Origin of the sequence: Acinetobacter sp. 1294596 (genome assembly GCF_000582925.1) — a bacterium.
In the GTDB taxonomy this organism is placed as follows: Bacteria; Pseudomonadota; Gammaproteobacteria; order Pseudomonadales; family Moraxellaceae; genus Acinetobacter; species Acinetobacter radioresistens.
In genome coordinates this window covers 187844-209801 of sequence record NZ_JFCC01000001.1, presented here as the reverse complement: position 1 = coordinate 209801, position 21958 = coordinate 187844, and the positions used below count along the sequence as shown (strand labels likewise).

General features: G+C 44.1%; 20 protein-coding genes. 10 read left to right on the top strand and 10 right to left on the bottom strand.

Annotated features, from left to right (window positions below; translation table 11 throughout):
• Positions 1-7: 7 nt before the first annotated feature.
• Positions 8-1087 carry a 3-isopropylmalate dehydrogenase gene (gene leuB / locus J502_RS00970; protein ID WP_005016753.1) on the top strand — a complete coding sequence of 360 codons (1080 nt, stop codon included), beginning with the start codon at positions 8-10 and terminating at the stop codon, positions 1085-1087.
• A 61-nt stretch (positions 1088-1148) separates the two neighbouring features.
• Here the strand turns inward: leuB and J502_RS00965 are convergent, their stop codons facing one another.
• Complete coding sequence (locus J502_RS00965; protein WP_005023252.1) at positions 1149-1550, bottom strand: hypothetical protein; 402 nt, start codon at positions 1548-1550, stop codon at positions 1149-1151.
• Positions 1551-1750: 200 nt separating this feature from the next.
• Complete coding sequence (gene infA, locus J502_RS00960; protein ID WP_001284370.1) at positions 1751-1972, bottom strand: translation initiation factor IF-1; 222 nt, start codon at positions 1970-1972, stop codon at positions 1751-1753.
• A gap of 230 nt (positions 1973-2202) precedes the next feature.
• On the opposite strand from infA, the gene J502_RS00955 reads away from it, so the two are divergent.
• Complete coding sequence (locus J502_RS00955; RefSeq protein ID WP_034682735.1) at positions 2203-3210, top strand: AraC family transcriptional regulator; 1008 nt, start codon at positions 2203-2205, stop codon at positions 3208-3210.
• A 28-nt stretch (positions 3211-3238) separates the two neighbouring features.
• Here the strand turns inward: J502_RS00955 and truA are convergent, their stop codons facing one another.
• The 5 genes from truA to asd form a co-directional block, all read right to left on the bottom strand.
• On the bottom strand, positions 3239-4036 hold the full coding sequence (truA, locus tag J502_RS00950) for a tRNA pseudouridine(38-40) synthase TruA (protein WP_034682733.1): 798 nt from the start codon (positions 4034-4036) through the stop codon (positions 3239-3241).
• 12 nt (positions 4037-4048) lie between these two features.
• On the bottom strand, positions 4049-5014 hold the full coding sequence (locus J502_RS00945; RefSeq protein ID WP_249301486.1) for an asparaginase: 966 nt from the start codon (positions 5012-5014) through the stop codon (positions 4049-4051).
• Between the two features lie 48 nt (positions 5015-5062).
• On the bottom strand, positions 5063-6379 hold the full coding sequence (fimV, locus tag J502_RS00940; protein WP_034682728.1) for a T4P machinery localization factor FimV: 1317 nt from the start codon (positions 6377-6379) through the stop codon (positions 5063-5065).
• 73 nt (positions 6380-6452) lie between these two features.
• Positions 6453-7838: a type IV pilus assembly protein FimV gene (locus tag J502_RS00935; RefSeq protein WP_034682802.1), complete on the bottom strand. Its 1386-nt coding sequence runs from the start codon at positions 7836-7838 to the stop codon at positions 6453-6455.
• Positions 7839-7979: 141 nt separating this feature from the next.
• The gene (gene asd / locus J502_RS00930; RefSeq protein ID WP_034682725.1) at positions 7980-9098 is read right to left on the bottom strand and encodes an aspartate-semialdehyde dehydrogenase; all 1119 of its coding nucleotides are present in this window, start codon (positions 9096-9098) and stop codon (positions 7980-7982) included.
• 181 nt (positions 9099-9279) lie between these two features.
• Here asd and J502_RS00925 point away from each other — a divergent pair, with 181 nt between their 5' ends.
• Positions 9280-10419: an endonuclease/exonuclease/phosphatase family protein gene (locus J502_RS00925; protein ID WP_034682723.1), complete on the top strand. Its 1140-nt coding sequence runs from the start codon at positions 9280-9282 to the stop codon at positions 10417-10419.
• Between the two features lie 355 nt (positions 10420-10774).
• Here J502_RS00925 and J502_RS00920 read toward each other — a convergent pair whose 3' ends face one another.
• On the bottom strand, positions 10775-11893 hold the full coding sequence (locus tag J502_RS00920; protein WP_034682721.1) for a glycosyltransferase family 4 protein: 1119 nt from the start codon (positions 11891-11893) through the stop codon (positions 10775-10777).
• 59 nt (positions 11894-11952) lie between these two features.
• A complete protein-coding gene (locus tag J502_RS00915; RefSeq protein ID WP_034682719.1) occupies positions 11953-12888 on the bottom strand; it encodes an LpxL/LpxP family acyltransferase in 936 nt (311 codons plus the stop codon).
• 179 nt (positions 12889-13067) lie between these two features.
• Here J502_RS00915 and J502_RS00910 point away from each other — a divergent pair, with 179 nt between their 5' ends.
• Positions 13068-13628 (top strand): O-acetyl-ADP-ribose deacetylase, encoded by a 561-nt coding sequence (locus tag J502_RS00910; RefSeq protein WP_005023276.1) that lies wholly within the window; start codon positions 13068-13070, stop codon positions 13626-13628.
• Positions 13629-13661: 33 nt separating this feature from the next.
• On the opposite strand, the gene J502_RS00905 is transcribed toward J502_RS00910, so the two are convergent.
• Positions 13662-15557: an ATP-binding cassette domain-containing protein gene (locus J502_RS00905; protein WP_034682717.1), complete on the bottom strand. Its 1896-nt coding sequence runs from the start codon at positions 15555-15557 to the stop codon at positions 13662-13664.
• Between the two features lie 34 nt (positions 15558-15591).
• On the opposite strand from J502_RS00905, the gene J502_RS00900 reads away from it, so the two are divergent.
• The 6 genes from J502_RS00900 to J502_RS00875 all read left to right on the top strand — a co-directional run bounded on the left by J502_RS00900 (position 15592) and on the right by J502_RS00875 (position 21906).
• Entirely contained in the window at positions 15592-15837 is a 246-nt protein-coding gene (locus tag J502_RS00900; protein ID WP_005016680.1) for a SlyX family protein, read from the top strand.
• A 74-nt stretch (positions 15838-15911) separates the two neighbouring features.
• Positions 15912-16937: a hypothetical protein gene (locus J502_RS00895; RefSeq protein WP_034682715.1), complete on the top strand. Its 1026-nt coding sequence runs from the start codon at positions 15912-15914 to the stop codon at positions 16935-16937.
• Between the two features lie 294 nt (positions 16938-17231).
• On the top strand, positions 17232-17681 hold the full coding sequence (locus J502_RS00890) for an ammonium transporter (protein ID WP_005016678.1): 450 nt from the start codon (positions 17232-17234) through the stop codon (positions 17679-17681).
• Between the two features lie 34 nt (positions 17682-17715).
• Complete coding sequence (gene topA / locus J502_RS00885; RefSeq protein ID WP_034682714.1) at positions 17716-20358, top strand: type I DNA topoisomerase; 2643 nt, start codon at positions 17716-17718, stop codon at positions 20356-20358.
• A gap of 97 nt (positions 20359-20455) precedes the next feature.
• Entirely contained in the window at positions 20456-21214 is a 759-nt protein-coding gene (locus J502_RS00880; protein ID WP_034682712.1) for a hypothetical protein, read from the top strand.
• Positions 21215-21336: 122 nt separating this feature from the next.
• Entirely contained in the window at positions 21337-21906 is a 570-nt protein-coding gene (locus J502_RS00875; RefSeq protein ID WP_034682709.1) for an HdeD family acid-resistance protein, read from the top strand.
• Positions 21907-21958 lie beyond the last annotated feature (52 nt).

Here is a 21958-nt window from a genome sequence, read left to right as displayed (position 1 = left end):
AATGCATATGTCCAAACACATCCTCATTTTAGCTGGCGACGGCATCGGACCTGAAATTATTGCAGCAGCAGAACAGGTCCTTCACCGTGTGAATGAAAAATTTAGTTTGGACTTGAGCTGGGAACAGGGACTGTTGGGCGGGGCCGCAATTGATGCACATGGTGAACCCTACCCTGAAGTTACCAGTCAGCAGGCAAAAAAGGCAGATGCGATTCTGCTTGGGGCTGTAGGTGGACCTAAATGGGATACGATTGAACGTTCAATCCGTCCTGAGCGTGGTCTTCTTAAAATTCGTAGCGAGTTGAATCTGTTTGCTAATCTGCGTCCGGCAATTTTATATCCCCAGCTGGCAGATGCTTCAAGTTTAAAGCCTGAAATTGTAGCTGGACTGGATATCCTGATCGTACGTGAGTTAACGGGTGGAATCTATTTTGGCCAGCCACGCGGAATCCGGGAACTGGAAAATGGTGAAAAGCAGGGTTATAACACCGATGTATACAGCGAATCTGAGATCAAGCGAATAGCTAAAGTCGCTTTTGAGATTGCTGGACTGCGTGGTGGAAAAGTCTGCTCGGTTGATAAAGCCAATGTACTTGAAGTCACTGAACTCTGGAAGCAGACAATAACTGCATTTCAGGCGGAGCAGTATCCAGAGGTCCAATTATCACATATGTATGTCGACAATGCAGCCATGCAGCTGGTACGTGCGCCAAAACAGTTTGATGTCATCGTAACCGGTAACCTGTTTGGGGATATTCTCTCTGATGAAGCTGCAATGCTGACCGGTTCGATTGGAATGCTGCCATCTGCCTCACTGGATGAACATGGTAAAGGTATGTATGAACCTTGTCATGGTTCAGCACCTGATATTGCCGGCCAGAATATTGCCAATCCGCTAGCCACTATTTTGTCGGTTGCCATGATGCTGCGCTATACTTTCCGTGAAGAAACTGCAGCTCAAGCGATTGAAGATGCAGTAGGCCAGGTATTAGACCAGGGCTTGCGTACTGCAGACATCATGTCACAAGGCATGCAGAAAATCGGAACTGCTGAAATGGGCCAGGCAGTAGTGCAGGCACTCGGCTAATTTAAAAAAGAAATAAAGAACGCAGCTTATGCTGCGTTTTTTATTTTAGTTATAGGATGAGCTAACAGGAACGGCCACGATATTGCACATCTTTGGCAATATTATTTTGAAGAATAAAACTGATCTGACAATACATATCAATTTCATAAGAGTTGGCACCTAAACTGGTAGGGGGGGCAATGACAGCTCCACCTGTGCCTACAGATTGCAGGCCAGACGGAATAGGTACAGCAAGGGGTCGCAAAATCGTATAGCTGAGCTGGTTTGTAGTCTGCACTGGTGAACCTTTAAGCTCATAGCCTAAAGCTGGCAGATTAATCTTGGCTTTAATCTGTTCAGCAGATTGCCCAATAAACTGTTCCAGATAAGTATCGAGATTTGGCTGTGCCTGATAGGTTGTGGTGCAGGCAGTCAATAAACCGGTAAAGCCCAGACCTAGGAAAACAAGTTTTAAACTGTTCATGATCTAACCTATAAATCAGAAAACAGTATCAAGCTTAAGATTTTTAAAAACCATAAAGCGTTATAGAACAGTAAAACACGATAAAAGGCGGGATCAAATACAGGAATCTATAAAGAAATTCGGATAGGTAATTTATAAAATATAAAAACAGGTATAAAAAAAGCCACAAAATAGAGGTGGCTTTTTATATTTACTCAGACTTAGCGGGCACGATAAGTAATACGGCCTTTAGTTAAGTCATAAGGCGTCATTTCAACTTTAACGCTGTCGCCAGTCAAAATACGAATATAGTGCTTGCGCATTTTGCCAGAAATATGTGCAATCACTTCATGACCATTCTCTAAACGGACACGGAACATAGTATTAGGAAGCGTTTCGGTGACAACGCCTTCGAACTCAATGAGTTCCTCTTTATTGGCCATAGCCTACCTGATGATCAAATTGGAAAGGCGCAAATTATAGCCAATTTTTGTGTCAAACACAAGACACATCAGGCCTGTCGAGGTTCCAGCTGCTAGTAAATTAAGCGAAGTCATTTCATAAATATTTTCAACAAAAAATACCTGAATAGAGTTGTCAGTTCGGCCAATCACAGTTAATCTAAAATTAATGTTTTAAGTATAAATGAATAACATACAAGGAAGGGTATTGCGTGGGTCAGCTAACTGATGCATCGGTTGTGTTGCGATTTGGCTATCAAGCGATTCGTCGTGCGGGATTACCAACCGAAGAAATATTAACAAAAGCAGGCGTTGCACTGAATCAGGTTGAAATCAATGCACGTACACCTTTAAGTGCACAACATGCTTTCTGGACAGCAGCTGAAGAAGTCAGTAAAGACGCTGATATCGGGTTACATCTAGGTGAACATCTGCCGTTATATCGGGGCCAGGTAATTGAACATCTCTTTATTAGTAGTGATAATTTTGGCGAAGGCCTGAAACGGGCTTTGGCTTATCAGCGTCTGATCAGTGATGCTTTCCATGCTAAACTTATCATAGAAGAAGACAGCTGCTATTTAACAAACGGATCAGTAGCTTCTCCTGATAATCTGGTTAACCGCCATTTTTCTGAGTGTGCGATGTCAGGCGTGCTACGCTTCTTCAAATTTATTACCGAGGGGAATTTCACCCCGATCTTCATTGATTTTAATTTTAGTGAAGGCGCATCGCCAGATGAATACCTGAGGGTTTACGGTTGTCCAGTCAGTCTGGGCCAGAAAGAACCCCGCCTGTATTTTGACCCCTCTATTCTAGATTATCCCTTATGGCAGGCCGAGCCGGAATTATTACAGCTACATGAACAGCTGGCACTGGAAAAATTGCAGGAACTGGCGCGTTATGACCTGGTCGGAGAAGTGCGGCGTGCGATCGGCTCTACACTAGAAAGTGGTGAAACAACCTTGGAAACTGTAGCTGCCCAGTTGAATATCACGCCTCGACGCCTACGCACCCAACTGAGTGAAGCTAATACCAGTTTTCAGCAAATACTCTCTGATTACCGTTGCCGACTGGCAAAAAAGCTTCTTGCCAATACCAGTGAAAGTGTAGAACGCATTGTATATCTGACAGGCTTTTCTGAACCGAGTACCTTTTATCGGGCTTTTAAGCGCTGGACCAATGAAACGCCGGTAGAGTACCGAAAACGTAAACAGCGTTAAAAAAATGCCGGTCTGAGACCGGCATTTTCTATTCTGGCAAGTTAAGCCAATGTGGGCCAAGTGGTAATTGCGGTAATGCAAACTGCTCGGGATAATAAGCCTGAATAAAATACAGTCCATCTGCAGGGGCGGTCATACCTGCAGCACGGCGGTCTTCTGCTGCAAAAATACTATCAATATGGTCAATGTCATACATGCCTTGTCCGACTTCTAGCAAACAACCTACAATATTTCTGACCATATGATGCAGAAAACCATTGGCCTGTATATCTAGGACCAGATAACGTCCGTGCTCGAACAGCTCGCAGTGAGTTACATCACGTATCGGCTGGTTAGACTGGCAGGCAGCAGCACGAAAGCTTTCAAAATTATGTACACCACGAAACTTTTTTGCAGCTTTCTTCATCTTTTCAATATCAAGCTGCTGATAAACATGAGTCACCTGTTTATGCAGTAAGGCAGGCCGATATGGGGCATTGTAAATGACATAACGATAGCGGCGGGCACAGGCCTTGAATCGGGCATGAAAATCTTCACCCATGGGGTGTAACCACTGTAGTGCAATATCTTTTGGTAACTGGCTGTTTGAACCCATCATCCAGCCGCGTTCCGTGCGAATGGCATGGGTATCAAAGTGTGCAACCATATTAGTGGCATGTACACCAGCATCAGTACGCCCGGCACCATGCAGAATAATTTTTTCATCGGCAATTTTACTTAAAACCCGCTCCAGAGTTTCTTGCACACTCGGGACACCGGCCTGCTGAGTTTGCCAGCCCCGATAGCGAATGCCGCAAAACTCTATACCGACTGCATAACGTTGCATACTGTTCCTCTTTTAAGGCTGCGTAGACCAGCCCTGATACCGTTGCTCGCAAGATGGATATTTTAAATAGATTTGCAGGGCTTTTGCATAAAGATCTGCATTGCTATATGTGTTATTGACTAAAATATTGGCTTGTTTAACCCAGCTACTGACTGCATAGCGTTGATCCATGCTGCCAAAAGGAACCTGAGTAGCCAGAACAGGTAAGCAGCCCTTATGCTGAAATTCTTGCAAGCATTCGATAACAGCTTGGTTAACTGCCAGATTTCCTGTGCCAAAACCTTGTAGAATTAAAAAGTGTGGAGGTTCATCTTGTAATAAGCCCAAATTCTTGATGAGATGTTCTACAGGTTGAGGCTGAAGTTGCCAGCTGATCAGGTTAAAACTCTTCGCCTGTTCAATTATATTATCCTGGACGGAAATCTCTTCCTTATAAACAGGGAAATCCTGGCCAGCCTCTATTCCTTTAAAAGCATCCAGCTCGGTAGTATGCATTTTCATGACAGACTGGGCATGAAAAACCTGTTGGTGAAATGCCAGATAGACTCCGGCCGGTTTACGGGAAACCTGTTCCAAGGCAAAATATAGATTATCGGCAGCATCTGTAAATACCCGGGGGACATTGCCTTGGATATCAAGCAACGGATACTGGCTACCTGTTAATATTACATGGCAAGACTGGCCTAAAAAACGTGCCAGCAATGCTGCAGCATAACTTAACGTATCTGTACCATGGATCACCACAAAGTAAGTGTAGCGTACTTTAAGCTGCTGTATATACTGTACAAGCAAAAGCCAGTCAGCAGCACTGCAGGCACTACTATCTTTAATTACGGGTGCAGCAAGACAGTCGACCTGATACTTGGCAGGAAGAGTATTTTGCAGTTTAGGGAGAAATTCTGTTTCCGGCATGGGCGTCAATGGCTCACCTACACAGCCGAAAGTTCCTCCCATATAAAGTAAAGCAATCTTTTTCATCATAAAAAAAGGCAGTCATATGACTGCCCTATACTAAATTGAACACACTCAAGAAGCTATTTGATTGAGTATTTTTTTTGACTGTTCTTGCTGTTCAGGATTGAACTGGTCCTGATTCTGGCTAAGCAGATGACGTGCAGACTCATAGGCGCCCAACTCGACATAGCGCTGCGCCAATTCCATATCCAAATTAATGGCATTGATCTGTGCCAATTCGGGAAATGCCTGAACCAGAGGATCATTCTGGTGAATATCAGTTGTTGAAACTACAGCTGATGTCTCAGAAGCATGAACAGATGAAACTTGTGGCTCAGACAGGGCAGGTTCAGTCGAAATTTCAACGGGTTCAAGTTTGAAATCTAAACCGGATGCTGGAGCATGGGTTGCTGACGGAACCGTTTCAAAATCAAGAGTTACCGGTTTGACACTTTCAGGTTTCTCTTCCTCTTGAGGACTCAGATGAAGCTCACCAAAATTGAAGTCCAGCGCAAGTGGTACGGACTGGTTTTGACTTTGCTCCTGAGCAAGAGCTGTCTTGTCTGTAGATCGCTCTTCTTGACTCTCAAGTGGGAGAGAAAAATCAACAGTTCTATCTTGATCAAGGACAGTGGCTTGTGGCGGCTGTTCGGGTTCTGTTGGTTTTGTCTTGATTTCACCGAAATTAAACTCTAAGGGCGCAAGTTCAACTACAGCTTCTTTAGGTTGTACAGATGGGACTGGTTCTGCCTGTAACTCATCAAATGAAGGCGTTAAAACGGGAATATTTACTGGGGCTTGCTGTACCAGAGCATCAAAATCAGCACTATTGTGTGCATGTGGCTGTGATGGAGTGACAGGAGCAGGTTCAGGAACATCTGTTACAGCGAACTCGATCGCATCAGGTTGCTGTTGCTGATTATAAGCTTGATACTTCTGTTCTGCCTGTCTGGCAATTTCCTCTAATCCCAAAGAGTGAAGATGCTGAATCAGCTGATTTATAGCAAATTCATCTTTTTGGTCTAGATGAATTTTAAGTAATAATAAATATAATTCATGCTGAGTGTTATCACGGTTCAGTGCCTGATTAATCTGTGCTTCAGCAGAAAAGTAATTACGCTGTTCAATCAGATTCTCAATTTTACGATGAACATCAGCAGGAATAGGGGTGGACGTTTTTTGTTGAGTTGCTATCGGATCTTCTACAATGCGAGCCGCTTTACGCTTGTGAGTAGTTTTAACTGCTTTGGTTTTTGCAACTTTTTTAGACGCTTTTTTCCGTGAACTTCCTTTTGTTGCAGAACTGTCATCCTGCTGGGCAGCTTCAAGTTTTTTAAGAAAAATTGCGATGACCAAGAGCAGGACAAATGGAATCACATACAACAACATAATTTAAACCCCTTAATACTGAACCATCATGGCAGCTGATTTCTGATTAAAATCTTTTTAACTGCGTCTTGACCTATTTTTTTGTCTGCTGTGCTTTGAGTTGCTGTTCGAGCTGCGCCAGCCGGGCATTTAATAATTGGATCTTATGATCCTTTTTCTGTAATGCCAGATCCAGCTGCGTTACGTTCTTCTGTAATTTAACGGTTTTTTCACGAGCTGTCATAACTTTTAATACTAAATCCGCACTGCTCATGGACTGGTCGTTATTTCTTTTAGCATTTCCTTGAGCTGTATTTTTTGTACTTTCAGCGACCAAGCTCATTTCTGCTTCATTTAAACGGTATTTTGTCTTAGGTGAATAAGAAGGAGAAACAGCTTTGGGACGAGATTTATTCTGTGTCATCACAGGTTGAGCATTTAAATTTAAAACTGCACCACGACGTAACCGGTTCACGTCTCCCTGAATAAATGCATGCTGATTCGCTTCCTTGATTTGCTGCATTACGTTTGTAACAGGCTGTTGGGTTTGGGCTGCAACCTGTGATGCAATAGTCCAGAGTGACTCATTATTTCGAACTACATAAGTATGGGGCTGTTCTACCGGAGCCCTGCTACTGGTAGTAGAAGTGATTGCTGGTTTTACAGCTAATTTCCGTTGTTGGGGTTCAGCAGTTTTCTTGGCGCTAGATCCTGTTTTTGCTGTTAATGCAGACTGCGTAGTGGGGTTCGGTCTGGCAGAAGCTGTTGTGCTAGGCCTTGTATTAGGTGTAGCGGAAAGCTGCGTTTTATTTCTCAGTGCCTGCTCTTGTCTATGAAGTGTATCTTTTGGCTGTACGATAGAAGATGCAACCGAACTTGGCTGCTGAACGATAGAAATAGCCGAACCACTTAATGCAGGGGGACGGCTGTTATTGATTAACAATGGCCGGTCCTGCTTGCCAGGGAGCGGGCTACGGCTTTTCTGCTGGGTGACCTGATACGCCGTACTCTCTGGCAAATTCAGGGCAATATCTTTTTCAGTAACCATGACAGGCACAAGCGGTTTTTCATTAACCGAGGCTCGCAATGGCACTGTCTGGCTGGGTTTAAGTGTGGTTTTTATGTGCTGTAGCCGGGTAGCATTTCCTTCTTTAACCTTAACCACAATGTTCAGTTCGGAACTGGTGAGAGGGCGAGAAGAGGTAATCACGATGACACCAGTGCCCTGACCGTTACGACGGTTAAAAAAATTAAGATGACCCGGTGGCTGATGCTGAATTCCCAAGCTCGCCAGATCTTCTGGGCTGGCAAGGCTGACCTGCATGTTTTCATCTGTATCGGCTTGGCTGAAAGCCATTTCTGCATACAGAAGCTCTCCAGGTGCGGACTGCACTTGAATTGGTTCAATGATGATCGCAGAAGCTGTTTGCGATGTCATGATGGCTAGGACAGCAATTTTTAATTTCTTATAAACAGTCATCTTGATCTGGAGCTTGAAAACAATGCAAACACAAAAAGTATACATGATCTTGCCATAAAGGCAGTGGAAATTATTCAAACTACAATTACAAAAAACCGGCCATGGTCGACCGGTTCTATTTATTAAAATACTTAAAATTAATTAAACATTTTTATAGTCAATTAAAATGCGAAGCATACGACGCAAAGGTTCGGCAGCTCCCCAAAGTAACTGGTCACCTACAGTAAAAGCACCTAAATATTCTTTACCCATATTCAGTTTACGCAGTCGACCTACTGGCACAGATAAAGTACCTGTAACTGCTACTGGAGTCAGATCAGTCATTGAGGCTTCACGGGTATTTGGCACCACCTTGGCCCACTCGTTTGAAGAACGGATCATCTCTTCAATTTCATCAAGAGGTACATCTTTTCTGAGCTTGATGGTGAGAGCCTGAGAGTGACAACGCATTGCGCCAATACGTACACAATGCCCGTCAATAGGTACTATCTGTGAATTTCCCAGAATTTTATTGGTTTCGGCCTGACCTTTCCATTCTTCTTTCGACTGACCATTTTCAAGCTGCTTGTCGATGTATGGAATTAGTGAACCGGCCAGTGGCACACCGAAGTTGGCTGAAGGGAAACCTTCACCACGTTGCAAGTCTGCAATCTTGCGGTCAATATCTAGAATAGCTGACTTGGGATCATCGAGCAGATCTTTACTATTATTATATAAATATCCCATGCCGGTGATCAGTTCACGCATGTTCTGTGCACCTGCACCTGAAGCTGCCTGATAGGTCATGGCACTCATCCACTCCACCAGATTATGCTGGAACAGTGAACCTAGGCCCATCAGCATTAGGGAAACGGTACAGTTGCCACCTACAAATATTTTGGTACCTTTAACCAGCGCATCCTTAATCACGTTGAGATTGACCGGGTCTAGGACAATAATGGCATCATCACTCATGCGCAGGGTCGAGGCCGCATCAATCCAGTAACCCTTCCAGCCTTCCGCTTTCAGTTTTGGAAAGACTTCAGAGGTATAGTCGCCACCCTGACAGGTAATAATGACATCCATCTGCTTCAGACTGCTAATGTCTGAAGCATCCATAAGTGCTGGGGCAGTTTTACCACCAAATACAGGTGCTTCACCACCTGCATTACTGGTAGAAAAATAGAATGGCTCAAAATGAGCAAAATCATTCTCTTCAACCATACGTTGCATAAGGACAGAACCAACCATCCCGCGCCAACCGACCAGACCTACTTTCATTGTCTCTTTGCCTCGGTGCGTTAAAAAATTAAAGGGGGTTTGAGTGTAACAAAAGTGTTTGCAACTTCAAGCACTACATAAATAATATTGTGAATAATTTTATAACTGTGCTACATAGAGCAGATAGTAGAACGCTAACTTGTTTGATTTATTCAAAAAATTATAAATTATTGGTGTGAATATGATCTGGATAGAAATTATGGCCGGTATGGTGATCTGGCTCAGCTTCTGGTCCTTGATCCCCCGTGACGAATGGTGGATTCGTGGTGCAGATTTTCCACGGCTACAGTTATTATCAGCAGGTATGGTCATACTTGTTTTAATGCTGGTTTGGGAGGCGGACTGGACTATATGGCGTGAAATCTGGATTGTTGGCCTGATTGCAGCGATTGCCTATCAGCTAAAAATGGTTTTGCCTTATACATTTGTCTGGAAAAAACAGGTCAAAAAGGTCAAACCAGAACAGCTGGATCCTGAACGGCAGATTTCACTGATCGTTTCGAACGTTCTGACCCCTAATACTCAATATCACCTATTGATTGAGCAGATTCAAAAATATCAGCCAGACATAGTACTTACCTTGGAAACTGATCAGACCTGGCAAAATGAACTATCAGGAATCGAAAAAGATTATCCCTTCCGGGTAGCTGTACCACTTGATAATTTATATGGCATGCATCTGTACAGCCGTTTAAAGCTTGAAGATACTGAAGTCAAATTTATTTTAAGTGATGAAATTCCTTCCATCCATACCACTGTACGTTTACGTTCAGGACAACCGGTACAGCTATTCTGTCTACATCCCAAACCGCCAAGTCCAACTGAGGCCAAAGATTCAACCTTGCGTGATGCTGAACTGCTGATTGTGGGTGATCAGATTAAAGACATGGACAAGAGCTGTATTGTAATGGGCGACCTAAATGATGTGGCCTGGTCACGTACAACACGCTTGTTTCAGCGTATTAGCGGTTTACTGGACCCGTGGGTAGGCCGGCATTTTGTAAATACCTTTCATGCCAATTATCCTTTATTTCGCTGGTCGTTAGACCATGTTTTTCATAGTACTGATTTTGCTTTGGTTGATATGCAGCGGCTAAGTCATGTCGGCTCTGACCACTTTCCAGTTTATATCGTTTTACAAAGTGGCCGCGTTTTTGAGCAGTCACAGCAAGAACTGGAGCAGAGTGCAGCCGATGAGCAGGAAGCGCAAGAAGCCATCGAACAGGGGGTTGCCAAAGCTGAACAGGAAGAAAAAACTTTAACAGATGAAATTGTAGAGCCTTATAAAGAACAAGTACCTACACCTACTTTCAAGCCATAGAAAAGTGTACGAAATTGCTTACATCGATTTAGGCACCAAACGGCTAGCAGCAAAACAAAGTATAGCTTACTCTAAGTCTATCAGCACAAGGAACTGGGAATGGAAAATCCCTTAAGGATAGTTAAATGCTGATGGTATACATCAAGGATAAGATGTTGGTAGGGAAAACCACTCTATAAGAATAAAGTAAGTTGAAAGCACAACCTCATGTACCCGAGTTTTGCAGGAAGCAGAACTCGGGTTTATGTTTTAGAGTATAGCTTGAAATCGAGTTTAAGCCATTTGAAAGTTAAGCAACCCTATTAAAAATCTACTGGATAGATTAAATACTATTAATCTTTTAATTTACAGTATTTCAATATTGCTGCTCTTTAGAATTGATCACCTGCTGATATAAATCCAGTGTCTGCTGACACATATCACTCAGGCTAAACAAGGTGACAGGTGCGACCTGCTGTGGCTGGTCAATATGCTGTTTAATGGTGCCAAGTAAAGTATTCATATCTTCGGAGGGAATTAGTCCCTGCGGATAAAGTTTTGCCAGAATTTCAGCCACACCACCGCGATTCCAGCCAATAACTGGTGTTCCAACTGATAAAGCTTCTAAAGCAGTACGACCAAAAGTTTCTGCCTGAGTTGAAAGTGATAACACTACATCTGAGAAAGCCAGCCATTCGCGGATATCGGAACGGTGACCGACAAACGTAATATCATCGCCCAGTCCCTTGTTTTGAATAGTGTTAGCCAGCTCTTCTAAATAGGCCTGTTTTTTTGGGTCGGCACCGCCTACAACGACAGCATGTAATTGTGGATAAAAGGGTTTAAGCGCAGCCATCACTTCAATGAGCACTTCATGACCTTTCAAGCGGGTAATCCGTCCGGGCAGACAGAGCAGAAATTTATGCTCAAGTTGAGGATAATCTACAAAAACCTGATGAATCCACTGCGCTGATGGCTGATAGCCATGTGGAAAAGCTTTGGGATCGATACCCCGGTAAATCCGTACAATATCTTGAGGCGGGCAGTTTTTATAATGTTCAGTAATGTACTGCACCACGCTATCGGAAACTGCGATGACTTTCTCTGCCTGAGTCATGATCGCACTATAACGGTTAACTGAATAAAATCCGTGTACAGTACTGATCAGATGTGGACGTTGTGAAGCGGGTATGCCGCGTAGGGCAAAGTGTGTCAGCCAAGCCGGTACGCGCGAGCGTACATGAACAATATCTGGTTGATACTGCATAATTAATTTTCGAAGTGGACGAATTTGCCATAAACTGGACAATGATTTCTTGTGAACAGGCAATGTTAAGTGAGTAGAACCCTCGGCTTCTAACTGGGCTACCAGCCGGCCACCATTGGACACGACCAGAGATTGATGACCTTGGCTGACCAGTGCCCGTGCAATTTCAAGTGTCCCGCGCTCTACACCGCCACTATTGAGCTCTGGAAGCAGTTGCATCACTTTCATATTTATTCTCTTGTTAAATAGGGGGCTCATTGCACTGTTGAATTACTATTTTCAATAGCTCAATAAATTTTGTCATAGCCTTCTGGACGGCTTTTAAAACGCCGATGAAACCACATGTACTGTGTAGGCGCAATCCGTAGCTGTTGCGCAATGATGGAATTTACCCGGGTTGCATCAGCTACTTCGTCTTCACCTGGAAACTGCTCAAGTGCGGGCTCAAGCAAGATACGATACTTGGGATCCTTAATATCACCGTAACGATAAAAATATAAGGGGATGGCAACTGCCCTGGAAATTTTCAATAAGCGCCGATGGGCAGTCACTGTAGCGGCAGGCACTCCGAAAAAAGGCGCCATTACGCCTTGTTTTAATCCAAAATCCTGATCCGGACTATACCAGATCGCACGGCCATTTTTCAGGTGCCGAATGAGGCCGCGCATGTCATCATGATCAATCTGATGGGTATAGATGGTTGCCCGGCAGCGGTAAATCAGCATATCTAAAAGCGGATTATTTTGAGGGCGGTACACCACATCTGGACTGAAATATTGAGAGCAAATATAACCGCCAGCATCTAGCAAGGTGCTATGGGTACCAAGCAGTAACACGCCTTGCTGTCGGGCTTGTGCCTGGTTTAAGTGTTCAAGTCCTTCAATACTCACCCGGCCATTAAACCAGGTAGGGCTATACCAGGCATTCAAGGTTTCAAAAACCCCCAGCATCATGTCAATAAATACCTCACGGGCCTGCTGCTGAACTTGTTCCTCTGTCCACTCTGGAAAGCATACTTCAAGATTACGGACAGTAGTTTTGCGACGAGATTTCAACCGTTCAAATGCTACATTGCCTAGAAGCTTTGCCATACGGTGCTGGACTGCCCAAGGTAGTATTGCCAGTAACATCAGAAAGACAATCGCAAGCCAAATGCCCCAATACTGTGGTAACAAAAAAGACCACTGAAATTCACCTGGCGTATAGTGCTGCTTCTTGCTCATAAATCCTGACAATACTGTGCCTCAAAAGTGCCGACAGTTTAGCATGAACTGTTTTTGAAAAGAAAAACCGCTGTCCGTTACCTGAAACACTTAATTGGTAGCACTTCTTATCTGGTTACATACGTGTTTTACCGCTAAATATGAAAGAACAAAAATTCAAATAAAGAAGGAGACAGTACATGAAACAGTTTCGTCTGATTCATGGAGATATTACCGGAATTAGAATTGATGCCATAGTAAATGCAGCCAATAGTACCCTGCTGGGAGGTCATGGTGTAGATGGTGCCATTCATCAGGCTGGTGGGGCTGATATAATTGAAGAGTGCAGACAGATTAGGGCACGCCAAGGAAGCTGCACAGTCGGTGAAGCTGTAATGACAACTGGGGGCCGCTTGCCAGCCCAGTATGTGATTCATACTGTCGGGCCAATATGGGAAGAGGGAAAGGCAAATGAGCGTACACTACTCTCGCAGGCTTACCAAAACAGTTTTGCATTGGCTGAACAGCACTATCTGACTGGCATTGCCTATCCCAACATCTCAACAGGTGTATATCGCTTTCCTAAGGTGGAAGCAGCTGCCATAGCTATTGATACTCTGATTCCACTATTAAAAAATTCGGAAACAGTACAGGAAGTTGCACTGGTATGTTTTGATCTGGAGAATTTTGAATTGTATGAAGAATTATTAAAGCAGCGGCTCCTGGAACAGCAGGAACTCAAATTGAAAATTGAAGCCTGAACCTGTATCTGGTAACAAGTTCAGGCTATTTGTTTAGCCGTTTTGCGACATTGCTTCAAGCTCAGTCCAGCGGTCCAGTTTTTCAAGCAAGAGCTCCTCAATTTCTGACAAACGCTGTGAAGCCTGTGTTGCTGCATCTGCATCTGTTACAAACCAGGAACCATCTGCCAGTTTTTCATTTAATTGAGCCTGTTCCGCTTCAAGCTGCTCAATTTCGGCAGGGAGCTGTTCCAGTTCCCGCTGATCCTTGTAACTCAGCTTTGCCTTTTTAGGCATGGTTACGGTCTCTGCTTTTGCTTGAGCTTTTTTTACATCCGCTTTTTGGTCTACTACTTTCTGGTCTGGCCGCTGCATCAGATAATCCTGATAGCCACCCACATATTCTTCAATGTGGCCTTTGCCATCAAAGACCCAAGTCGATGTTACGACATTATCCATAAAGGCACGGTCATGGCTGATCAGAAGCAGCGTACCTTTATATTCAGCCAGCATTTCCTCAAGCAGCTCCAATGTAACCATATCGAGGTCATTGGTTGGCTCGTCCATGACAATCAGGTTAGACGGTTTAAGCAGTAATTTAGCCAGCAATACGCGGTTCCGCTCTCCTCCTGATAGCGCTTTAACCGGTGTGCGGGCACGCTCTGGTGAAAACAGGAAGTCCTGCAGGTAACTGTAAATATGACGGCGCTGGCCATTTACATCGACGAAATCTGAGCCTTCGGATACATTCTCTGAAACTGATTTCTCCAGATCAAGCTGGTTACGTAGCTGATCGAAGTAAGCCACTTCTAGCTGGGTACCGACCTTGACTGTACCTTGATGTGGAATATCACCGAGTATTGCCTTGATCAGGGTGGTTTTGCCCACACCGTTGTCGCCGACCAGACCAATACGGTCGCCACGCAGTACAATCGCCGAGAAATCCTTGATTAACACCTGGTCATCATAAGAAACACTGAGATGCTCAATATCAAATACCAGTTTGCCAGACCGTTGAGCTTCCTGTACCCCCATATTGACTTTGCCCTGTTGGAAGCGGCGTGTCTTGGATTCTTCACGTAAAGTCTTTAATGCGCGGACACGGCCTTCGTTACGGGTACGTCTGGCTTTAATACCCTGACGAATCCAGGCTTCTTCTTCAGCCAGTTTTTTCTCGAACAGGGCATTTTGTTTTTCTTCTGCTTCAAGCTGTTGGGCTTTCAGGTCCAGATAACGTGAATAATTTCCTTCAAAGCTGCGTAGGGTACCACGGTCAAGTTCGACAATACGGGTAGCCAGCCGGTCAACAAAAGAACGGTCATGTGAAATAAACAGTAAGGTCAGATTATTCTGATCCATAAGAAATTTTTCTAGCCATTCAATACTCTCGACATCCAGATGGTTGGTCGGTTCGTCAAGCAGCAGTACATCCGGCTGGGTAAGCAGTGCACGGGCCAAAAGAACCCGGCGCTTACGTCCACCTGACAGATCAGCCAGATCAGCATCCGGATCTAATCCCATCTTGCTAAGAATATTATTGACCTTGTTTTCTAATGCCCAGCCATCAAGCTGATCCATTTTATGCTGTAGCAGGCCCATACGGTCACAGGCTTCCATATCACCAAGTACGCAGGCATCACTGGCTTCATGATAATCCTTGAGTACCTGGGCAGCTTCGCCTGCTCCGTCGGCTACAATGTCAGCAACCTTGCCCGAATCCATCGGTACATCTTGGGCCAGCATTGAAATTGTTACGCCATTTTGTATTGAAACTTCACCACGGTCAGGTAGCAGGCTTCCCTCGATCAGCTTAAGTAAAGTAGACTTACCTTCACCGTTACGGCCAATCAAACATACCCGTTCGCCACGTTCTAATGTAAAGTTCGCGCCATCGAGTAGGGCGGGTCCACCAAATGCAAGCTGGACATCCCTTAAAGTAATATAGGCCATAGTGTTTCCTGAAAAAATCCGTGAGGAGTATTAAATGACTAAACAAACATACCATAATAATCAGGCGACATTTTCCGCACCCATTGAAGATTTGCAAGTAAGAATTGCATTTCTGGATGATTTAGTTGAACAGCTCAATGAACAGGTCACCCGACAGAGTGTCGAGATTACCCATCTGAAGCAGCAAATGCAGCTACTTTATCAGCGTGTTGAAGCTGCTGATCTTTCAGAAGGTATTGCCCCGTTTGATCCTTCTACCAATATTCCCCCACACTATTAATCTGAAATTCATTTGACCTTGAACTGAAATACAGCTGTAATGCAGCGCGCTGTGTTACAACTGCTGAAAATACCATGAATAAAGTCATACTCTTTGATCTTGAACAAAATAAGCCAGCTGCCAGTCTGCTGCGTGAACTGCTTCAGCACTATTCAACCCTGTATCTGTTCAACTGCCAGAAACAGTTTGAATATGCACTGGTTGACCTGACAGAGCTGGCTGGCTGGATTCAGTCAGGCCGGATTGTGATACTGGAAACTGCAGAAGCAGATTTTAAAGAGTTTGAATATGCGTTAGTCGTGGGGCAGTGTCTGGCTCTTCTGGAAGCTGAAGTGCATGTTGATGTTATTTCAGCAATGCCAGAAAGTGAGTTACTGGTGCAGCTGCTGGGCGCTTCGGCAGTCAGTTGCAGCCTGATAAAAATGGAAGCTTCTGCACAACAGAAGTCAAGAACTGTAATTTACAGGTTGCCGAGCAGAGAAGCCTTTGAAAAAAAGCCTCAGCTGCAGCTCGTTAAAAAATATTGTGATCTGTTAGGGAAAATGCCGGGTAAACCGGCAACTATACAGGGCTTAAAGCATTCAATTATCAGTAGTTTAAATATATTCGCTGAAACAGCACAGCAGCTGGTGGGACTATTGATCAATCTGAAAATTGTCAGGTCACAGGATGGACACGTGTCATATCGCAAAAGAATACTGGCACACTGGCTGAACTTAAAGCTTGAAGAGTATATGCGGGCAGAAGTGCACACGATGCCTTTACCTTCACAGCCTTCTGTTGAAACTTTTGATATCCACACTACTGAAATTTCAACAAATTCATCCGCATCACTCGAAGCTGCTTTAAAACAGCAGCGCCATACGGAAGACCTGTATTCAGAATTTGCCCGTGTTGATCCGCTGCAATGGCAGATTATACGTCAGCTGGATCAGGCGGGACATAAAAAACCTGACAATATCTATGCCTTGCGTGATCTGTTAAAAAGCATTTTTCCAGAGGCCAATATCCAGCTGCTACTGAAGGAAATGCTTGAAAAAGGCTATATTTATTGGGATGGATATAAAATGCATTATAGTCCGGAAATTCTACTGCATTAGTATTTTGAATGTTAAAACTTCTGAGCTAGAACTAAGTTTAAATCAGTATTGAAACAATAGATTTAGATGAAGAGAAGGCATTTTAAACTGTTAGGCTGCCTAAAACAGAAGCTAATTTGAACAGCTGAAAATCTGGTACTAAATGCTTTTTATATTGAAAAAAACAAATTTATACAGAAATCATATGTTTTCTTCATTTATAGTCCCGAACAGCTCCAGGATTAATTTATTCAGTAAACTTGCGTTTTATATTGGCCTTGTGCAACTCTAATAAAGGAATAAAAAGGTTGAACTATGGAAAACGTTGGAATTTGGGTCGCAATCGTCATTATTGTTTTTGTGTTTGGATCTATTGTCGGGTTAAGAGTTAGCCCGCGAGAAAAAGCACTCGGCCTGATGCGAGAAAAAGCCCGTAAGATTGGCCTGCATCCACGACTGGTTGCAGCCCCTGCCTGGACTAAAATTCCGATGGCTACAGAAAACCGTGCCAGTATGGTGGCTTATTACAGCATCCTGATTCCAGATGCCCGTCTGCCTTTAATGCGGGCGCGTGTTGTTGACCAGAAACTTAAAGTCATCGAGGGAGATCAAAGCTTGGATGATTCTCCCATTGCATTAAAAGGGATTTATGCTATTGATATGCAGGCAAACTGTGTTGGAATTTACTGGGATGAAGAAACTGATCTCAGGGCTACACAGTTAGAAGATATCAAAGCTTATCTGCATGCTTTGGCTGCTCACTAATCTCTTAATTTATCTACAGGAATAACAGTTAATTATGGCGAATGCTCCTCGATCCACATCCAAAAGCACCTCAGCAAGTTCGTCAAGTGCTGCCAACAAGCGTGCCTTAGTGATTGTGGAGTCGCCTGCAAAAGCGAAAACCATCAACAAGTATCTGGGTTCGCAGTACATTGTTAAATCTTCTGTTGGCCATGTGCGTGACCTGCCTACCGGTGGTTCAGCCAAAAATACCGACAAGAAACCGGCTGCCCGGACCAAACTGACCGAAGCCGACAAAGCTAAAAAGGCCCAGCAGGCTCTGATCAACCGTATGGGGGTTGACCCTGAACACGGCTGGGAAGCGCATTATGAAGTGCTACCAGGTAAAGAAAATGTGGTTTCTGAGTTAAAGAAGCTGGCATCCCAAGTTGATGAAATCTATCTCGCGACGGATTTGGACCGAGAAGGTGAGGCAATTGCCTGGCACTTGAAAGAAGTGATTGGTGGTGATGACTCGCGCTACCAGCGTGTAGTGTTTAACGAGATTACTAAAAATGCCATTCAGGAAGCATTTAAGCAGCCCGGTCGCCTGGATACCAATAAGGTTCATGCCCAGCAGGCACGCCGCTTCCTCGACCGTGTTGTAGGTTTCATGATCTCGCCTTTGTTATGGGAAAAAATTGCCCGTGGCCTGTCGGCGGGCCGGGTACAGTCTGTTGCAGTCAAACTGGTGGTTGAGCGTGAGCGGGAGATCCGTGCCTTTATTCCTGAAGAATACTGGCAGGTATTTGCTGATACCCTGTCTAAAAAAGACCAGATTCGTCTGGAAGCCGTGAAACAGGCGGGTAAAACCTTAAAACTAAAAAATAAGGCCCAGACTGATACGCTGCTTGAAGTACTGAAAAAGTCCGAGTTTACTGTAGCGCAGCGTGAAGACAAACCGACCAAGGTTAATCCGAGTGCGCCTTATATTACCTCTACCCTGCAACAAGCAGCGAGCACACGTCTCGGATTTTCAGTCAAGAAAACCATGATGTTGGCCCAGCGCTTATATGAAGGCGGCTTCATTACTTATATGCGTACGGACTCAACCTTCCTGAGTGATGACGCGATTAAAATGGTACGTAACCATATTGAAAGTGAATATGGTGATAAATATTTACCGGCAAAACCGAACCGCTATGGCAGTAAAGCCGGGGCACAAGAAGCTCATGAAGCAATACGTCCATCGAGTGTAGAGCTTAAAGGTGACCAGCTTGCAGGTGTAGAGCGTGATGCCCAGCGTCTATATGACCTGATCTGGCGTCAGTTTGTAGCCTGCCAGATGACACCAGCCGAATATTTATCATCTACTCTTACGGTCACGGCTTCTGATGTCGAGTTGAAAGCCAAAGGCCGAATTCTGGTTTTTGATGGCTTTACTAAAATTCGTGGTGCAAACAAATCTGATGATGATGTACTGCTTCCTGCTGTGAAAGTGGGTGAAGTGCTTAAACTGGAGAAACTTGACCCTAGTCAGCATTTTACCAAACCACCCGCCCGTTTTACTGAAGCTTCTCTGGTAAAAGAACTGGAGAAACGCGGAATCGGCCGTCCTTCGACTTATGCTGCGATTATTTCAACAATTCAGGATCGTGGTTATGTCAAACTGGAAAACCGCCGTCTGTATGCAGAAAAAATGGGTGAGATTGTTACTGATCGCTTAGATGAAAGTTTTAATAACCTGATGAACTATGCTTTTACTGCTGACCTTGAAGGACAGCTAGATAAAGTCGCGACAGGTGAACGCAACTGGAAGGAACTACTAGACAGTTTCTATGGTGACTTTAAGCAGCGGCTGAATAATGCACAGGGTGATCAGGGGATGCGTCGTAATCAGCCGGTTGAAGTGCCTGACGTACATTGTCCGGAATGTGACCGTCCGATGCAGATCCGTACCGGAACCACCGGTGTATTCTTGGGCTGCTCAGGTTATAACCTTCCCCCTAAAGAACGCTGTAAGGGTACATTGAATCTTGTACCAGTTGAGTCACTGGCTGCACTATCTGATGATGATGGTGCAGAAACAGCCGATTTGATGTCGAAAAAACGCTGTCTGATCTGTGGAACTGCCATGGACAGCTATGTGATCGATGGAGGTCGTAAACTGCACATCTGTGGCAATAATCCGGATTGTGACGGTTATGAAGTTGAAGAAGGTGAGTTCAAGATTAAGGGTTATGATGGCCCAACAATTCCATGTGATAAATGTGATGGTGAAATGCAGCTTAAGACTGGACGTTTCGGTCCATACTTTGCCTGCAATAACTGTGACAACACCCGTAAAGTTTTAAAAAATGGGCAGCCTGCACCACCGCGTGTTGATCCGATCAAGATGGAGCATCTGCGTTCTACCAAGCATGATGACTATTTTGTCCTACGCGATGGGGCAGCCGGTTTGTTCTTGGCAGCCAGTAAGTTTCCAAAAATCCGTGAAACCCGGGCACCTAAAGTTGCCGAGCTGCGTACAGTAGCCGGACAGCTGGATCCAAAATATCAGTTTCTATTACAGGCACCTGATACTGACCCTGAAGGTAACCCGACAGTGGTAAAATTCAGCCGTAAAAACCAACAGCAGTATATTGGCTCTGAAACACCAGAAGGTAAACAGACCAAATGGAGTTTAGTCTTCCAAAATGGTAAATGGACCGAAGCCTGATATTTAACTAAAAAGATGCCGGTTTCGACTGGCATTTTTTATGACTAAACAAAAGAAAATAATAGAATCTTTAAGAAATTGATGGGGAAGCACAGCAGTGTGGAAAAGTATTCGGATTGTAGTTTTATTGCTGATCTTGCTGGTGGTCGCCATAAATGCCTGGCGTGACCAGAACCAGAACTGGGACCGCCCGGTGACTGTTTTATTACATCCTATTAATGCTGACCAGCGTAGTTCCACACAGCAGTATATTGATCAGCTCACAATCGATCAGTTTAAAGATATACAGAAGTATCTCAGCAGTGCTGCCGCCCCGTACCGGATACAACCAGTTTATTTTTATTTCCAGTTGGGCCGGCCTCTACAACAGCTTCCACCTAAAGTTCCTGAACAGGCGGGTTTAATCGATGTCATATTGTGGAGTTTAAAATTCCGCTTTTATGCCTGGAAAAATTCGATGAGGCAAGAAGGCTCCCCCAGTGTAACGCTCTATCTGAACTTCTATGATCCTCAATTTAACCGGATACTAAAACATTCTACAGCACTTGAAAAAGGTCGGATCGGCTCAGTCAATCTGTTTGCTTCCAGTAAGCAGGCACAACAAAATCAGATTGTGCTGGTGCATGAGTTGCTCCATGCATTTGGAGCATCCGATAAATATGATCTCAATACTGGTTTACCTTTATATCCGCAAGGTTATGCTGATCCTCATCTTCAACCTTTATATCCGCAAAAGCGTGCCGAGATTATGACTGGCCATATTCCGCTTTTAGCCGATAAAAGCAGAATGGCAGAAAACCTCCAGCAAACGATGGTTAGTCGACAAACAGCTACAGAAATTGGCTGGCTGAAATAAACTGGGGATAAAAACCAACTTATCCACAATGCATGAAACCGGTATAAAAACTATTTATACAGACAAGTGATGACTTGTTACTTACAGTAGTTAAAGACTTAATAACTAGAAGAGTAATGAAAATGAAAACTGTAGGCAATGATCTCATCCGGCATCAATTACATGAAAATCGTAAATGGTATTTAGGTATTGGTATCCTTCTGGTGCTATTCGGAATATTACTATTAGCCTCCTTGCCTTTCGCAACGTTGTCCGTAGTATTTTTATTCGGTATCTTGATGATGATAGGCGGTATCTTGCACTTTGTTGCTGCCTTTAAAATTTTTAGAGGCGGTTCACGCTGGCTGTGGGCACTGTTTGGAATTCTTTATCTGGTAGCCGGTTACTATGCTTTTAGTACACCAGTTAAAACAGCAATTGTCCTGACCAATATTTTGGCTATTTTTCTGATCATTGCCGGCGTAATTCGAAGCGTAAATGCTTTTATGTTAAAACCTTTAATAGGCTGGGGCTGGATCCTGCTTTCCGGGCTGCTGACTCTAGCTACAGGTATTATCATTTTGATGTCGCCCGATGCGCCGTTTTGGGTGTTAGGCTTGTTTCTGGCTGTCGATATCCTTTTTCAGGGAGTGAACTATTTAACACTGGCAGCTGCGATTAAGCGTATTCCAAAAAGTTCGGCAGATGTTTAAAACAAGAAAGAGGCATAAGCCTCTTTCTGTTCATTTAAATTTTAAATTTATC

Excerpts from the sequence above, each read along its gene's own strand:
- leuB (WP_005016753.1), top strand. The coding sequence starts at position 8 with ATGTCCAAACACATCCTCATTTTAGCTGGCGACGGCATCGGACCTGAA.
- J502_RS00965 (WP_005023252.1), bottom strand. The coding sequence starts at position 1,550 with ATGAACAGTTTAAAACTTGTTTTCCTAGGTCTGGGCTTTACCGGTTTA.
- infA (WP_001284370.1), bottom strand. The coding sequence starts at position 1,972 with ATGGCCAATAAAGAGGAACTCATTGAGTTCGAAGGCGTTGTCACCGAA.
- truA (WP_034682733.1), bottom strand. The coding sequence starts at position 4,036 with ATGCAACGTTATGCAGTCGGTATAGAGTTTTGCGGCATTCGCTATCGG.
- J502_RS00945 (WP_249301486.1), bottom strand. The coding sequence starts at position 5,014 with ATGAAAAAGATTGCTTTACTTTATATGGGAGGAACTTTCGGCTGTGTA.
- fimV (WP_034682728.1), bottom strand. The coding sequence starts at position 6,379 with ATGTTGTTGTATGTGATTCCATTTGTCCTGCTCTTGGTCATCGCAATT.
- J502_RS00935 (WP_034682802.1), bottom strand. The coding sequence starts at position 7,838 with ATGACTGTTTATAAGAAATTAAAAATTGCTGTCCTAGCCATCATGACA.
- asd (WP_034682725.1), bottom strand. The coding sequence starts at position 9,098 with ATGAAAGTAGGTCTGGTCGGTTGGCGCGGGATGGTTGGTTCTGTCCTT.
- J502_RS00925 (WP_034682723.1), top strand. The coding sequence starts at position 9,280 with ATGATCTGGATAGAAATTATGGCCGGTATGGTGATCTGGCTCAGCTTC.
- J502_RS00920 (WP_034682721.1), bottom strand. The coding sequence starts at position 11,893 with ATGAAAGTGATGCAACTGCTTCCAGAGCTCAATAGTGGCGGTGTAGAG.
- J502_RS00915 (WP_034682719.1), bottom strand. The coding sequence starts at position 12,888 with ATGAGCAAGAAGCAGCACTATACGCCAGGTGAATTTCAGTGGTCTTTT.
- J502_RS00910 (WP_005023276.1), top strand. The coding sequence starts at position 13,068 with ATGAAACAGTTTCGTCTGATTCATGGAGATATTACCGGAATTAGAATT.
- J502_RS00905 (WP_034682717.1), bottom strand. The coding sequence starts at position 15,557 with ATGGCCTATATTACTTTAAGGGATGTCCAGCTTGCATTTGGTGGACCC.
- J502_RS00900 (WP_005016680.1), top strand. The coding sequence starts at position 15,592 with ATGACTAAACAAACATACCATAATAATCAGGCGACATTTTCCGCACCC.
- J502_RS00895 (WP_034682715.1), top strand. The coding sequence starts at position 15,912 with ATGAATAAAGTCATACTCTTTGATCTTGAACAAAATAAGCCAGCTGCC.
- J502_RS00890 (WP_005016678.1), top strand. The coding sequence starts at position 17,232 with ATGGAAAACGTTGGAATTTGGGTCGCAATCGTCATTATTGTTTTTGTG.
- topA (WP_034682714.1), top strand. The coding sequence starts at position 17,716 with ATGGCGAATGCTCCTCGATCCACATCCAAAAGCACCTCAGCAAGTTCG.
- J502_RS00875 (WP_034682709.1), top strand. The coding sequence starts at position 21,337 with ATGAAAACTGTAGGCAATGATCTCATCCGGCATCAATTACATGAAAAT.